This is a genomic window from Pseudomonas sediminis (assembly GCF_039555755.1).
GTDB classification, from domain to species: Bacteria; Pseudomonadota; Gammaproteobacteria; order Pseudomonadales; family Pseudomonadaceae; genus Aquipseudomonas; species Aquipseudomonas mendocina_D.
In genome coordinates this window covers 2,811,784-2,826,837 of sequence record NZ_CP154631.1, presented here as the reverse complement: position 1 = coordinate 2,826,837, position 15,054 = coordinate 2,811,784, and the positions used below count along the sequence as shown (strand labels likewise).

14 protein-coding genes and 1 pseudogene are annotated in these 15,054 nt (G+C 60.3%); 6 read left to right on the top strand and 9 right to left on the bottom strand.

Annotated features, from left to right (window positions below; genetic code table 11):
- Nucleotides 1–28 precede the first annotated feature (28 nt).
- Complete coding sequence (gene ilvC, locus AAEQ75_RS13320; RefSeq protein WP_037001483.1) at nt 29–1,045, bottom strand: ketol-acid reductoisomerase; 1,017 nt, start codon at nt 1,043–1,045, stop codon at nt 29–31.
- Nucleotides 1,046–1,171: 126 nt separating this feature from the next.
- On the opposite strand from ilvC, the gene ilvY reads away from it, so the two are divergent.
- Entirely contained in the window at nt 1,172–2,053 is an 882-nt protein-coding gene (gene ilvY, locus AAEQ75_RS13315; protein WP_179544118.1) for an HTH-type transcriptional activator IlvY, read from the top strand.
- 42 nt (nt 2,054–2,095) lie between these two features.
- Here the strand turns inward: ilvY and AAEQ75_RS13310 are convergent.
- The 3 genes and pseudogenes from AAEQ75_RS13310 to AAEQ75_RS13300 all read right to left on the bottom strand — a co-directional run bounded on the left by AAEQ75_RS13310 (nt 2,096) and on the right by AAEQ75_RS13300 (nt 5,757).
- Nucleotides 2,096–3,426: pseudogene (locus tag AAEQ75_RS13310) on the bottom strand (IS4 family transposase).
- A gap of 113 nt (nt 3,427–3,539) precedes the next feature.
- Nucleotides 3,540–4,031, bottom strand: a complete 492-nt coding sequence (gene ilvN / locus AAEQ75_RS13305) for an acetolactate synthase small subunit (protein WP_003462832.1) — start codon at nt 4,029–4,031, stop codon at nt 3,540–3,542.
- Nucleotide 4,032: 1 nt separating this feature from the next.
- Nucleotides 4,033–5,757, bottom strand: a complete 1,725-nt coding sequence (locus tag AAEQ75_RS13300) for an acetolactate synthase 3 large subunit (RefSeq protein ID WP_179574388.1) — start codon at nt 5,755–5,757, stop codon at nt 4,033–4,035.
- Between the two features lie 401 nt (nt 5,758–6,158).
- On the opposite strand from AAEQ75_RS13300, the gene AAEQ75_RS13295 reads away from it, so the two are divergent.
- Nucleotides 6,159–6,593, top strand: coding sequence for a DUF4124 domain-containing protein (locus tag AAEQ75_RS13295; protein WP_179574389.1), 435 nt, complete (start codon nt 6,159–6,161; stop codon nt 6,591–6,593).
- Between the two features lie 18 nt (nt 6,594–6,611).
- Here the strand turns inward: AAEQ75_RS13295 and AAEQ75_RS13290 are convergent, their stop codons facing one another.
- From AAEQ75_RS13290 to mrcB, 3 genes are all read right to left on the bottom strand, one after another.
- Nucleotides 6,612–6,941 (bottom strand): YqcC family protein, encoded by a 330-nt coding sequence (locus AAEQ75_RS13290; RefSeq protein ID WP_343349274.1) that lies wholly within the window; start codon nt 6,939–6,941, stop codon nt 6,612–6,614.
- Nucleotides 6,941–7,621, bottom strand: a complete 681-nt coding sequence (locus tag AAEQ75_RS13285) for a tetratricopeptide repeat protein (RefSeq protein ID WP_430523465.1) — start codon at nt 7,619–7,621, stop codon at nt 6,941–6,943. The genes AAEQ75_RS13290 and AAEQ75_RS13285 overlap by 1 nt, the downstream gene beginning before the upstream one ends.
- Before the next feature lie 67 nt (nt 7,622–7,688).
- Entirely contained in the window at nt 7,689–10,007 is a 2,319-nt protein-coding gene (gene mrcB / locus AAEQ75_RS13280; protein WP_125880285.1) for a penicillin-binding protein 1B, read from the bottom strand.
- Between the two features lie 114 nt (nt 10,008–10,121).
- On the opposite strand from mrcB, the gene AAEQ75_RS13275 reads away from it, so the two are divergent.
- From AAEQ75_RS13275 to AAEQ75_RS13260, 4 genes are all read left to right on the top strand, one after another.
- On the top strand, nt 10,122–11,684 hold the full coding sequence (locus AAEQ75_RS13275; RefSeq protein ID WP_343349272.1) for an AAA family ATPase: 1,563 nt from the start codon (nt 10,122–10,124) through the stop codon (nt 11,682–11,684).
- 93 nt (nt 11,685–11,777) lie between these two features.
- Nucleotides 11,778–12,122, top strand: coding sequence for a pentapeptide repeat-containing protein (locus AAEQ75_RS13270; protein WP_343349271.1), 345 nt, complete (start codon nt 11,778–11,780; stop codon nt 12,120–12,122).
- A 106-nt stretch (nt 12,123–12,228) separates the two neighbouring features.
- On the top strand, nt 12,229–12,501 hold the full coding sequence (locus AAEQ75_RS13265; protein ID WP_343349270.1) for a TfoX/Sxy family protein: 273 nt from the start codon (nt 12,229–12,231) through the stop codon (nt 12,499–12,501).
- Between the two features lie 105 nt (nt 12,502–12,606).
- Nucleotides 12,607–13,404, top strand: a complete 798-nt coding sequence (locus AAEQ75_RS13260) for a cyclic nucleotide-binding domain-containing protein (protein ID WP_106735415.1) — start codon at nt 12,607–12,609, stop codon at nt 13,402–13,404.
- A gap of 294 nt (nt 13,405–13,698) precedes the next feature.
- Here the strand turns inward: AAEQ75_RS13260 and AAEQ75_RS13255 are convergent, their stop codons facing one another.
- Nucleotides 13,699–14,106 carry a nuclear transport factor 2 family protein gene (locus AAEQ75_RS13255; protein ID WP_143506254.1) on the bottom strand — a complete coding sequence of 136 codons (408 nt, stop codon included), beginning with the start codon at nt 14,104–14,106 and terminating at the stop codon, nt 13,699–13,701.
- Nucleotides 14,107–14,167: 61 nt separating this feature from the next.
- On the bottom strand, nt 14,168–15,052 hold the full coding sequence (locus AAEQ75_RS13250; protein WP_343349267.1) for a ChaN family lipoprotein: 885 nt from the start codon (nt 15,050–15,052) through the stop codon (nt 14,168–14,170).
- Nucleotides 15,053–15,054: the final 2 nt, after the last annotated feature.

Below are 15,054 nucleotides of genomic sequence, written 5' to 3'. Positions count from 1 at the left end.
AGCCGCGTTCTTTCGTACATCGCAGACCTTAGTTCTTGGCCTTGTCGACGATCTTGTTGGCAGCGATCCACGGCATCATCGAACGCAGTTGCTCACCGATGACTTCGATACCGTGAGCGGCGTTGTTACGACGCTTGGCGGTCATCGACGGGTAGCCAGTGGCGCCTTCGCTGATGAACATCTTGGCGTACTCGCCGTCCTGGATGCGCTTCAGAGCGTTGCGCATGGCCTGGCGGGATTCGGCGTTGATCACTTCCGGGCCGGTGACGTACTCGCCGTACTCGGCGTTGTTGGAGATCGAGTAGTTCATGTTGGCGATGCCGCCTTCGTACATGAGATCGACGATCAGCTTCAGTTCGTGCAGGCACTCGAAGTAGGCCATTTCCGGCGCGTAGCCAGCTTCGACCAGGGTTTCGAAACCGGCTTTGACCAGTTCGACGGTACCGCCGCAGAGAACGGCCTGCTCACCGAACAGGTCGGTTTCGGTCTCGTCCTTGAAGGTGGTTTCGATGATGCCGGTACGGCCGCCGCCAACGCCCGAGGCGTAGGACAGGGCAACGTTCTTGGCATTGCCGGAAGCGTCCTGGTAAACAGCGATCAGGTCAGGGATGCCGCCGCCTTTGACGAATTCGGTGCGAACGGTGTGGCCCGGAGCCTTCGGCGCGATCATGATCACGTCGAGATCGGCACGCGGTACGACCTGGTTGTAGTGGATGGCGAAGCCGTGGGAGAAGGCCAGGGTGGCGCCCTTCTTGATGTTTGGCTCGATCTCGTTCTTGTACAGCTGGCCTTGGAATTCGTCCGGGGTCAGGATCATGACCAGGTCGGCAGCGGCGACGGCGGAAGCCACGTCAGCGACTTTCAGGCCATGGGCTTCAGCCTTGGCAACGGTAGCGGAGCCTTTACGCAGACCGACGGTGACGTCGACGCCGGAGTCTTTCAGGTTGCACGCCTGAGCGTGGCCCTGGGAGCCGTAGCCGATGATGGCAACTTTCTTGCCCTGGATGATCGAGAGGTCACAGTCTTTGTCGTAATAAACTTTCATGTTCTTGGCTCTTATGTATCGAAAGGGATGGGGTGCTCAGCACCGCGACAGAGCTACCTTAAGTGATCCTCACCATTGCGTAAAATGATATATTTGCAACACCACATGCTGATTTATGAAATATAAATGGACAGTCACTCCCTCAGGCTTTTTCTCTCCCTGGCTGACAACCTGCACTTCGGTCGAACCAGCCGCGAGCAGCATGTCAGCCCTTCTGCGCTCAGCCGCAGCATCAAGCAGCTAGAGGACGAAGTCGGCGCTGCGCTGTTCGTTCGCGACAACCGTTCAGTCCGCCTGACCCGCGAGGGCCAGCAGTTTCGCGAGTACGCGAGCGAGGTCATCAATGGCTGGCAGGCGATTCGCCAGACCTTCATGCAGGACCAGTTGAACCTGCACGGCGAGCTGTCGCTGTACTGCTCGGTCACCGCGAGCTACAGCTTCCTCTACGACATCCTCAGCAGCTTTCGCCAGGACTACCCGCGCATCGAAATGAAACTGCACACCGGCGATCCAGCGAAAGCAGTCGAGCGCGTGCAACAAGGGCTGGAAGACCTGGCCATCGGCGCCCTACCCGACAGTCTGCCGGCCGGGGTCAAGTTTCAGTCGATCACCCGCTCTGACTTGCGCTTTATCGGCCCCCAAGCGCCCCAACTGCTGAACGAGGAACAACTGAGGCATCCAACGGCGGAGAATTGGAAAGATGTGCCGATGATTCTTTCGGAAGAGGGCCTGGCACGGACACGCACCGATCGCTGGTTGAAAAGCCACAACATCAAGCCGCGCATCTATGCCCAGGTCAGCGGCAACGAAGCGATCGTCAGCATGGTCAGCCTGGGCTTCGGTATCGGGGTGGTGCCGCAGATCGTACTGGACAACAGCCCACTGACCGCACGCATTCGCATCTACGACATCCAGCCACCGCTAACCGCTTATGACATTGGTCTGTTCGCGCTGGAAAAACGCCTCAAGGACCCGCTGATCGCCGCTTTCTGGAATCGCCAACGCTGAATTTCGGGCAATAAAAAGCCCCGGACCAGGCGGTAATGCTGTTCACTTAAGCGGAGCAGCCTTGCGATCCACTGGGTAGCGGGTCTTTGAAATCCTCACCGTCCTTGGTCTTAATGGCCTTGGGCGGTGATCCAGAAACAGCCCGCCGACCACTGTCCTCAACGCTGATGAGCGTCGTTCTGTGGCTGAAATCGGGTTGGTCACTGCCATCACGATCAATTGCACGGCTATGTAGTGGGCCACCGGCTTGAAGCGGATGTCGCTTGGGGAGCGGCCAAAGGCAACGGCTGCCTGACTGGCTTCACGACGAATGATGTTGTAGGCCAGCAACAATCCCCAAACCTCTTGGTAGATCAGCTCCTTTACCTTGCTACGCAGGGTCATTGCATTCTGTTGTAGGGAGCTTTTGATATCCCGGAAACCCAATTCGATTTCCCAGCGTTCCTGATACAGCTGGGTGATGGCTTTGGCGCTGTAAGTATCCACGGGCAGCGAGGTGAGTACGGTTTTGATCTTGCCCTTGTTCTCGTAGCTGACATCGCGCACGTCCCAGTGCGTTGGGAGGTTGGGGTTGCGCTTTCGTGCCTGCGGCGACACTTCCATGCGCAGCAGGCGATCAGCCTGCCGTAGCGAGCGACTTCCTAGCTGACCAAGCCCTGGCGGGCCGGAATCAGCCAGTGCCGGCTCTCCCCAGCCGTGGCCAGCTTCAGGAGCAGATCGGCACTCCAGAAGCCCTTGTCTAAAAGCGTCACCGAATGCTGGGGAATCTGCTGAACAAATTCATCGGCCAGGCGCATTTCACTGCGCCGATAGGGGCTCAGCTGGGCATCCAAAATCAAGTGAAAACGCACGTTCATAAGGGCCACCAATCGCAGCATGGGAAACGGCGTCTGGCGCTCAGTGGAGGTATTGCCGGAGCCGAAATGCTCTCTAAGTGCGGGGGTGTCCGGAGTGCGCAGGAGCGCACCATCGACGGCGAACACTTGCAGGCCCTGCCAGGTATCGTCCTCATAGCGTTCGCAGCCCCAGTGGTTGCCTGTCTGGCGAAACAGCCACTCAACCGGGTCAGCACCCAGTCGTTTGCGGGCCTCGGTGATACCGCTTCTGGCCGGCAGATCGAGAGAGGCCAGGCCCTGGGCGCAGATGTTCAGGCGCCGGGCGACCTCATGGACTGGCACGTCGCGAAACAGGGCCATGCCCAGCACCAGCCAGAGTACCTGATCGTTCGGCAAACGCCGCCGCCGGATGGTGGCCTGGGCGGATAGGTCTAGCGCGGACGCCACCCACTCGATGGGGATGTTTTGGGTGAAGGTGCTCAGATCGGAGAAGTTGAACAGTTCGCCCAAATCGAGCAGTTGCTGTTGGAGAGACATAAAAAATCCGATGCCAGAACCTAGCATCGGATTTTCGGGGAAGCCCCGCTGGGGCTCAAATGCTTAAGTGAACAGCATTACCGCACCAGGCGGGGCTTTCTTCACCATGACGATCAGATACTCAGTACCTTGTCGCCACGCGCGATACCGGTGACGCCACTGCGTACAGTTTCCAGGATCGATGCAGTGCCAACGGCCTGGATAAAGCTATCCAGTTTGTCGCTGGTACCAGTCAGCTGCACGGTGTAGACGCTGCTGGTCACATCCACGATCTGGCCGCGGAAGATGTCGGTAGTACGCTTGACCTCGGCACGCTGAGCGCCAGTGGCCTTGATCTTGACCAGCATCAGCTCGCGCTCGATGTGGGCGCTTTCCGACAGGTTGACCAGCTTGACTACCTCGACCAGTTTGTTGAGGTTCTTGGTGATCTGCTCGATCACCTCATCCTGCCCAACGGTGGTGAGGGTCAGGCGCGACAGCGTCGGATCCTCGGTTGGCGCAACGGTGAGGCTTTCGATGTTGTAGTTACGCTGGGAGAACAGACCAACCACGCGCGACAGGGCGCCCGGCTCGTTTTCCAGCAGCAGGGAAATGATGTGTCGCATCTTAGGTCCGCTCCGTCTTGCTCAGCCACATGTCACGCATCGCACCGTCTCTGATCTGCATCGGATAGACGTGCTCGCTGGAATCCACCGCGATGTCGAGGAACACCAGGCGATTCTTCAAGGCAAAGGCTTCCTCCAGCTTGGGCTTGAGGTCCTTCAGCGAAGTGATGCGCATGCCGACGTGGCCATAAGCCTCGGCCAGTTTGACGAAGTCCGGCAGCGACTCCATATAGGAGTGCGAATAACGGCTGTTGTACTGCATGTCCTGCCATTGGCGGACCATGCCGAGGGCACCGTTGTTCAGGTTGACGATCTTCACCGGTAGGTCGTACTGCAGACAGGTCGACAGCTCCTGGATGTTCATCTGGATGCTGCCCTCACCGGTGACGCATGCCACATCGGCTTCCGGGAAGTTCAGCTTGATGCCCATTGCGGCCGGGAAACCGAAGCCCATGGTGCCCAGGCCGCCGGAGTTGATCCAGCGATTGGGCTTGTTGAAGCGGTAGTACTGCGCCGCGAACATCTGGTGCTGACCCACATCGGAGGTGATGAAAGCATCGCCCTTGGTCACGTCGCACAGGGTTTCGATCACGGTCTGCGGCTTGATGATCGAACCGTCGCCCTCGTTGTAAGGGAACAGACGGCCGCTACCGCGCCACTCTTCGATCTGCTTCCACCAGCTGGCAACGGTGTCCTTGTTCGGGGTTTCGCCGATTTCCTTGAGGATGGCGACCATTTCGCTCAGCACACTGTCCACCGGGCCAACGATCGGGATGTCAGCCTTGATGGTCTTGGAGATCGAAGCCGGATCGATGTCGATGTGAATGATCTTGGCGTTGGGGCAGAACTTGGCCGCACCGTTGATCACGCGGTCATCGAAGCGCGCACCGACGGCCAGAATCACGTCAGCATGGTGCATGGTCAGGTTGGCGGTGTAGCTGCCGTGCATGCCGAGCATGCCGATGAACTGGCGGTCGGTACCCGGATAGCCACCGAGGCCCATCAGGGTGTTGGTCACCGGCAGGTTGAGCATCTGCGCCAGCTCGGTAAGCGGCGCAGAGGCACCGCCCATGATCACGCCACCACCGGAGTACATGACCGGACGCTTGGCGGCCAGCAGCATCTCGGCCGCCTTGCGGATCTGGCCGGAGTGACCACGTAACGCCGGGCTGTAGGAGCGCAGCTTGACCTTCTTCGGATAGACGTATTCGAACTTCTGGGTCGGATCGCCCATGTCTTTCGGAATGTCGACCACGACCGGACCGGGACGACCGGACTCGGCGAGATAGAACGCCTTCTTCAGCACCTCGGGGATTTCCGACGGGTGCTTGATGATGAAGCTGTGCTTCACGATCGGGCGGGAAATACCGACCATGTCGGTTTCCTGGAAGGCATCGGTGCCGACCATGGCGCTCGGCACCTGGCCGGAGATCACCACCATCGGAATGGAATCCATGTAGGCAGTCGCAATACCGGTGATGGCATTGGTCGCGCCAGGGCCAGAGGTCACCAGCACCACACCGGCCTTGCCGGTGGCGCGGGCATAGCCGTCAGCCATATGGGTCGCTGCCTGTTCATGACGCACCAGGATGTGAGTCACTTCCGGTTCTTTGAACAGGGCATCATAAATGTGCAGGAGAGCACCACCAGGGTACCCATAGATATGCTTAACGCCTTCGTCACGCAGGAAGCGGACGACCATTTCAGCGCCGGATAAAAGCTCCACGTTGTTCACCTCTTGAACGCCAGAATGCCACCCGCAACGGGTAGCCCTAAGTAGGTTCTTACTGTCAGCGGACACGCACGACGGTGATCGTGGATTCGGAACATCAGCTTGACGAGTAACGGAGCAGCCCATGGTCTTGCGGGGCTGGCCCTCCCAGCGCGAGGTAACGCGTAGCGGGTGTCACGGTTCGGCGCGGGTAGCGCCTCTTTTCCCCGAGCTGAAGGACGCTTGCGGCGGACTCCACTACGGGGGCAGCCTGAATTGTTCGGGTTCGGCGAGGGCAAGTCAAGCGATGGCTAACCTATTATTCAACCTGCTGCTGTGACGCAGCGCAGGATGAAGATTGCCCGCTTTTGGTTATAGTAACCATCAGCACCGCCGCTCTCGATAAAGGAAACAGCATGCGCCACATGATTCTTACTGGCACCTTGATGCTCGCGTTGAGCACGTCCGCCATGGCCAGCCAGGTGTACAAGTGGGTAGATGACAAAGGCGTGACCCACTTTGGCGCGCAACCTCCGCAGGGCCAACAGGCCACGACCATCAATACTGCAGCCCCACCTCCCCGCCCAGCGCCGAGTGAGCCGGAGCCCAGCATCGAAGAACAACTCGACCCCGAACAGGCGGCTATCGACAAGAAGGTCAAGGAAGATGTGGCGAAGCAGGAAGCCGAGCGTAAGCAGTACTGCGAGACAGCACGCACCAATCTGGCTCAGCTGGAAAACAATCCACGAGTCAGGATTGAAGATGGTGGCGAGGTCCGCCGCATCGACGAGAACGAGCGCCAGGAACGCATCACCGAACTGAAGAAGTCCATCGCAGAAAACTGCAAGTAATGGACTACGCGCATACCCTCAGGGCGTGCGCGTGATCAGGCGATCAAACTCGCCGAGTAATTCAAGCAGCCGGCGCGCAATGCCCGGCTGCTGCTGATAGACCATCTCGGCCATCGCCTGAATACCCGACACCGACGGCAAGGCAGCGCCGGTTTCCAGTAGCACTTTCATTCGCGGCAGAAAAATCCACTGCAGCCATTGCTCGAACGCCAGCGTATCGACACAGAACGGCTCCGGGCTGGCAAGGGCCTCGGCGCTGGGCGCCTCCTCCTGCCACCAACCCAATACACGCAACTCACGCTCGATCAGCAGCAAGTGTTCGGCCAGTGCGCTCACGCGAGCATCCATCAGAGATTGACTCGTGCGCGCTCACGGGCCTGGGCAGCACCAGCGGGATCACCCTGCCCCTCGCGAGCGCGGGCAATCAGATCCCACAGGCTGGCCTGCAGTGCCGGGCGGCCACTGGCTTGAGTCAGACCACGACGTGCCAGTTGCTCGGCCTGCGCTGCATCGCCTTGAGCCATACGTACCTCGGCAAGGCGGTAGAGTACCTGCGGCTCACGCGGCGCGATGCGCTGGGCACGCTCCAGGCTGGAGGCGGCACCATTCAGATCGCCACCGCCCTGCTGCTGTTGAGCAGTGGTCAGCAGCGCGAGAACCGGTCCATCCAGTTGCTCGTCGGCCGCCAGGCCACCGCCGCTGGGAATGCCACTGGGCACGCTCGGTGCCGAGGAACCAAAACTGCCTTGGCTCGGCGCAGAAGGTTGACTGATCACGGGTGGATCAAAGGTCAGGCCGCCACTGGAGGTGATCGGCTGTGAGTCTGTCTGCAGCGGCGTGGAGACCGCACCCTGCGGCACCATCACGACAACCCCGGAGTCTTCCTCAATACGCTGCGGCGTAGCTGCGGGGGCTTGGCTGGTCGACGGACCAGAACCACCCGACGATAGCGGAGAGCCGGCATCGATCACCGGAATCGAACCCTGCGGCACCGTACTGCAACCACTCAGAACCGCTGTTGCCAGCATCGTGGCAAGCCACTTCTTGTTCACATCCAATCCTCTTCAGGTAACACCGAGCCACTCGACTCGGCCGTTATTCCAACCAACCCTTGACCCAATCCATCACCGACTCGACGGGTGCCTGGATACCGCAAGCGGAGCCCGGGGCAGGTTCACTGCCGCGAATATAAGGCATCTGCACCGCATTCGGGCAGCCCGAAGCCGAGCCCAGACCCGTCTGACGATCCACCCAAGCCTGGGTGACGTTGTCCGGCATCGGCATATCCAGCGGCAGCGGATCGGCCTTGCGCATGAAGCCGGTCCAGACCTGCAGTGCACCGGTTGCCCCGGTCAGCGGGGTTGGACCATTGTCATCACGCCCCAGCCACACCACCGACAGCAGATCCTGACTGAAGCCAGCGAACCAGCTGTCACGCGAGTCGTTACTGGTGCCGGTCTTGCCCGCCAGATTCAGCGAGCTAGGCAGTTGGCTGTACACCGAACGCCCCGTGCCTTCACGCATGGTGCGCTGCATGGCGTTCTGCACCAGGTAAATGGCCCCTGGATCAAAACGTTGCTGGATCTTGAATGGATAACGCCCGAGCGGCTCACCGTCAGCGGTCAATACGCTACGAATGCCGCGCAACGGCGTGTTGAACCCCCCGTTGGCCAGGGTCTGGTACATGCCCGCCACTTCCATCGGCGTCAGAGCTCCAGCACCGAGCAGCATCGACGGATAGGCCGGCCACTTGCGCTCGACGCCCAATCGCTCGAGAGTCTTGAGCACATTGGGCACGCCGATCTCCAGGCCGAGCTTGGCCGTAGACAGGTTGTAGGAGTGCGCCAGCCCCTGATACAGGTAGATGGTGCCGTGAGCCTTGCGGTCATAGTTCTGCGGCGTCCAGACCTGGCCGTCCTGCCCCTTGATGGAGAAGGGTTCATCCTCCAGCCAACTGGTCAGGGTGTACTGGCTGGGACGCTCCAGCGCCGACAGGTAGATCGCCGGTTTGATCAGCGAACCTATCGGCCGCACGGCGTCCAGCGCTCGGTTGAAGCCAGCAAACCGCGGCTGACGGCTGCCAATCAATGCCTGAATTTCCCCGGTCTCGGGGTTGGTCACGACCATACCGGCCTGCACTTCATCTACGCCTTTGCGTCCGGCCAGGCGCTTGAGCGTCTCGGCCAGCGCCTCCTCAGCCTTGAGCTGCAGGATCGGATCGAAGCTGGTGAAGATGCGCAGGCCTTCTTCGGTCAGATCCTGCTCACGATAGTCTTCACGCAGTTGACGTTTGACCAGATCGAGGAAAGCCGGGAACGAGCTGTCAGCCATGCTACCGCGCGCGCTCACACCAAGCGGCTTCTGTTTGGCTGCTGCGGCTTCCTCGGGGGTGATCGAGCCTTGCTCGGCAAGCAGATCGAGCACTAGGTTGCGGCGCGCCAGCGCACGCTCGGGATTGCGCCGCGGGTTGAAGTAGGTGGGGCCTTTGACCATGCCCACCAGCAACGCGACCTGCTCCAGCTTCAGCTCGGATACCGGCTGACTGAAGAAGTACTGACTGGCGAGACCGAAGCCATGCACGGCGCGCTGACCGTCCTGACCGAGGAACACCTCGTTCATATAGGCTTCGAGAATCTCGCGCTTGTCGTAATGCAGCTCCAGCAGCACCGCCATCATCGCTTCGGTGCCCTTACGCAGCAGGGTACGCTCGTTGGTCAGGTAGAAGTTCTTCACCAACTGCTGGGTCAGGGTGCTGCCGCCCTGCACCAGGCGACCGGAGGAGGCGTTGATCCACAGCGCGCGGGCAATACCCTTGGGCGATACGCCGAAGTGTTCGAAATAGTCGCGATCCTCGACGGCCACCAATGCATCGATCAGATAGGCCGGCACCTGATCCAGCTTGATCAGAATGCGATCTTCCTGGTGCGCCGGGTAAAGCCCGCCAATCAGCATCGGTTCCAGCCGCGCCACCGCCAGATTGCTGCCATCGGCCTGGGTCAGCCCGGCCACATAATCGCCAGAGAAGCGCACCCGGACTTTTCGTGCGGGCTCGGCGCCCTCGTAGAACTGAAAGCCGCGACTGTTAAGTTCGATGTTGTTACCCGCCACCGATACCGCGCCAGGTCCATTGACCGTGCTTTCACGGCGATAGCCCAGGGCGTCGAGTTCGCGCAGGAAGTCATCCTTGGCCAATTTCTGGCCCACGAAGAGCTCCAGCGGTCTGGCGTAAACCTTTGCGGGCACGGTCCAGCGCTTGCCGGAGAATTTTTCCTGCACCACGGCATCGAGGTAAACGGCAAAGCCAGCCAGGATCACCAGGCCAACCAGACCGAGCTTGAGGCCCCATGCAAGCCAGGGACGCATGCCGGACGAGCGGGATTTTTTGTTTGAGCGGGGGGAGCGTTTTCGAGTCATGGCGGGATTATACGCACTTTACATAGGGGCCAGCAGGCCGCCCGGATGGTTTGCAGAGCAGCTCACAGCGGCCATAATGCCCAGCTCGAACAGCGTCTAGAACAAGGATCGAACGTGAGCCAAGCCCTGATTGCCGCATTGCAGAACCCGGCCCTGTATCCGCACCCTGTGGATGTGTTTCAGGTCATTGAGACCCATATTTCCTGGGTTTTGCTCACTGGCCCATATGCCTACAAGATCAAAAAACCGGTCAACTTCGGTTTTCTCGATTTCACCGAGCTCGATGCACGCCGTCATTTCTGCGAAGAAGAGCTGCGCCTCAACCAGCGTTTGACCAAGGATTTGTATCTGGACGTGTTGCCGATCAGCGGCAGTGAAGACGCACCCAGCCTCGATGGCGGCACGCCAGCCATCGAATATGCGCTGAAAATGCGCCAGTTTCCGCAGGAGCAACTGCTCAGCGCCATTCAGGCCCGCGGCGAACTGAACGACGCCTATATCGACGCCCTGGCCGAGCAGATCGCCACTTTTCACCTGAACGCACCGAAGGTACCGCAGGATCATCCGCTGGGCACTGCCGAAGCGGTAATGGTTCCGGTGCAACAAAATTTCGAGCAGATTCGTCCGATGCTCAGCGAGCAGGCAGACCTGCAGCAACTCGACGCCCTCGAGGCCTGGGCTCAGTCCAGCTACGAACGCCTGCAACCACTGTTGAGCGAACGCAAGACGCAGGGTTTCATCCGTGAATGCCACGGTGATATTCACCTGGGCAACGCCGCCCAGATCGACGGTCACGTGGTGCTGTTCGACTGCATCGAATTCAACGAACCCTTCCGTTTTACCGACGTCACCGCCGATATCGCCTTCCTCGCGATGGACCTCGAAGATCGCGGCCTCAAGTGCCTGGCACGCCGCTTCATCAGCGGCTGGCTGGAGCGCACCGGCGACTATGCAGCCCTGCAACTGCTGAATTTCTACAAGGCCTACCGCGCCATGGTTCGCGGCAAAGTCGCGTTGTTCCGTCTGGGTCAGGAGCAGGACTCGGTGCAGCGAGCGGTGATCCTGCGCCAGTACCGTGGCTACGCCGCTCTGGCGGAGAGCTACAGCGCCATTCCATCGCCCTTCCTGGCCATCACCCATGGCGTATCGGCTGTAGGTAAAAGCCATGTCGCCATGCGCCTGGTCGAAGCACTGGGCACCATTCGCCTGCGCTCCGACATCGAGCGCAAGCGCCTGTTCGGCGAGCAAAGTGCCGAAGCCAAGGACCAGTTAAGCGCCGGCATCTACAGCACCGACGCTAGCCAGGCGACTTACCAACGCCTGCACCAGTTGGCGCGCCAGGCACTACTGGCAGGCTTTCCTGTGGTGATCGACGCAACCTATCTCAAGTCAGCGCAACGCCAGGCTGCCAGCGAAGTCGCTGAAGAGACTGGTGTGCCGTTCCTGATTATCGACTGCCATGCGCCGCAAGCCGTCATCGCCAGTTGGCTAGAGCAGCGCCAGAACGAAGGCCAGGACCCGTCCGATGCGACGCTGGACGTTATCCAGGCCCAACAAACCAGCCGCGAACCGCTCGACGACGAAGAGCAGAGCCACAGCAAGCGCGTCGACACGCATGACAGTGCAAGCCTGGACAGCCTGGTCGAACGTATTCGTCAGCGTCTGCCAGGGATCTGACTATCGTCGCGGCCTTGACCCATGGCCTCAGCCTGCCAGGCAAACCCTGGCAGGGCTTCTATACTGCCGGTGAGACCACCACCGGTATCTGCCATGAGCCAGCCACGCCAGCTTGATCATCCGCTCTACCACCTCCTGCATAACGACGACGTGAAGGGCTTCAATGCGCAGAAGCCCAAGGGTGTCGAAGTCGACCTGTCCGGCGGCGACTTTCGCGGGCTCGACCTGCGCAACATGGACACCGACGCGATCAACTTCACCGACGCCTATTTTCGCGGCGCCGACCTGCGCGGCCTGGATTTCCGTAACGCCAGGATCGAAGGCGCCAGCCTGGCCCACGCACAGATCTCCGGCGCCTACTTTCCCGTCGAACTGACCGCCGATGAAATTCTCATGTCGGTGAATTTCGGCACGCGCCTGCGTTATCGCACCAAGTAGCAGCGTACTTACCACGCTATGCGCTACTCAGACTCAGGCAATTGGCCGCTACACTTTTTGGCAGGCACGCCAACGTGAACTTTTCACTCGCACGCATGGAGGCCCGATGAACGACGAACTGCAACACCTGAAAAACCTGGGCAAGACCTCGGCGCAGTGGCTGCACGCCGTAGGTATTCACAGCGCTAACGACTTGCGCCGCTATGGCGCTGTCGGCGCCTATCGTGCGGTCAGGGCACGTGGCTTTCGCGCCTCCAAGGTGCTGCTTTACGCCATCGAGGGTGCTCTGCTCAATGTGCATTGGAGTGAGCTGCCAGCGGCGCACAAGGCCGAACTGAACGGCAAGCTGGACGAAGCCCAGAGCCACAACAAGAGCTAGCTCACAACACCAGTGCAAGGTGATTTACTCGAAGAGCCGCACAGCCTATTGTTTCAGGGACCTTCGTGTGGTCAGCCAGCCCAGCCAGTTCAAGGAATTACGGTTATGTATTTACTCGGGGAGCAACCGGCCTACGCCGATCAGTTGATCAACCGCCTACAGAGTATCCCCACTCAGCTGCTGGAAGGGCTGCAACCCGCGGGTGAGCCACTGCGCCTGGAACGTGTCGATGACCTGGCTCAGGTACTGCCTGGCAATCAGCTATTCATCATCGAGAATGGCTTGTTGCACGCGCTGGTCGACGAGCGCCCGTTGTTCTATCTGCAGGAGGGCGATCTGGTCGGCCTGCGTCAGGGCATCGATCTGCCCTCCTGCCGCTACAGCAGTGAAGAACCCATCAGCCTGATTCCCTATTCGCGCAGTGACGTGTTCCAACACATCTATGCCAGCGAGCAGCGCCAGGAACAGTTCATTCAATACCTGATCGGCCATACTGCCCTGCTGTCCGACGCACTGGCACGCCTGAAACAACCGGAGATCCGTCCGGCGACTGGCTTCCAGCATTTCGCTGCCGGTGAGGAACTGATTCACCAGGGCGATGAAGCCGACCACGTGTTCATCATCATCGAGGGCCACGCCGAGGCCTACGTCGACGGCCAGAAGGTCGGTGACGTGCAGAAGGACGAAATCTTCGGTGCCATGGCAGTGTTCACGCGCGAGAAGCGTAGCGCCACGGTGGTCGCCAGCGAACCTTGCACGGTCATGGTGATCCCCAAGGAGCAGTTCCTCAGCCTGATGCAGAGTAACCCGCGCATCGCTCACAGCCTGATCGAGAGCATGGCCCGACGCATCGACCTGCTGAACAAGGAAGTGACTCAGCTGCGCCTGCCCGGCGAGCCCTGAGCCTTCATTTGGTCTCGACCAACCCCGGCCATCGCCGGGGTTTTGCATTTCTGAGCTCGACAGAAACTTTCTGAGAAAAATTCTCAAAAGGGCGTTGACTATGAAATGAGAATTGTTATTATTACATCAACTGGTCGCGAGATCAGCCGATAAGCTAAAGAGACCATTCAGTCGGACTCTTCAGATTATCTCCTCATCAGGCTAATCACGGTTATTGACCCGGCTCTTGCCGGGTCTTTTTTTACCTGGACGAACGTCCGTCCCGCTGTCTCCAGCCGATACCCCTAGCCGGATTTAATCGTCGACCTGTGCCAGCCAGTCCGGCAGGTTGAAGTGCAGACTGATGCGCGTGATCAGCCCATCGCCGATTTCGAAGAACGCGCCCACCCGTATCTCGTAACGCTGCCCGCAGGCCTCAGGCAGCCCATCGTCGGTCGCCAGGTACTCGCCAATGACGCGGTACTCGCAGGCAGCATGCCGCCCCTGTGGTTCGGCCAGAATCACCAATGCATCGACCGTCTCGCGATAGCAATGCAGTTGCCGCTCGAGAAAAGCGGCGAAGGCGTCGCGCCCGTGCTCGGCGAACCCCTGATTGGGCTCCAGAATCAGCTCGTCACTGACCCGTGCCAGGCAGGCGCGAATATCCCGATCATTGAGGGCGTTGAAATAACCTTGCAGCAGGTCGCGGACGTCAGTGGACATAGGGCAGACTCCAGAGCGGCAAAGCGCCGAGGATACCTTGCGGCCAGCCTGCGAAAGGCGGCTAGGGTCGCAGTTTGGCGCAGTGATCCTGCGCAGGCTGCGCGGCGGTGAACCAGACGTAGTCAGCCATGGACGCGTCCACCGCACGACCGACCTCGGCCAGTATCAGCACCACATTGCCGGTCTGCGCATCGAGATCACCCAGGTGCAGCGGCACGCCGAGGTCCTTGCGCACGTGGAAGGCGCCAGCCAGCAGCAGGCTTGGCTGCGGTGCAGCCAACAGCGCCTCGGCCATGCGCCGGTCGCGCTGCTGCTGCACGGCGAGCATCGCCGGCAACTGGCTGTCCGGCAGCAAGCTGCAGTGCGATTCGCGGATGTCCGCCAGCAAACGCGCCTGCACCTCGCCTGCGCTGGAGCGCTCGCCCTGCAGGGTCGGGCGCTGGCAGTAGATCTGCATGATCTCGGCGCGGTCCAGATTGGCCGCGAGCAGGGGATAAGGTTGACGCAACTGATGCAGCACCAACGGCCCGTACAGCGACCAGTCCCATCCCGGCTGCCAAGCCAGCGCATCGAACGGATCTGCAGGCACCTGCCCTGTGCGTGCAGCGGCCTGAGCCTGATCGACCCTGCTCTGCTGATCGGGATTGAGCATCTCCATCAACATACTGCCCCGCGGGCGTTGCCGGGATAGCTCACGCGACAGCCAGAGCTGCACGGCATGGTGATCGGGATTGTCATGCTGTTCGCCGACCAACACCCGCTGGGCCGGCGCCAGGCGACTCAGCAACTGCTCAGGACTGATGGTTTGCCCACTGGCAAGATCGACAATACGGCCCAGGTCAGTGTGCTCGCGGCCTAGCGGAGCGAGGGGCGCCGGGGGCGGTAGCACATATCGACTCTGGCAGGCGGCCATCAGCATCAGACAACTCAGCAGAACCACTCGCATCG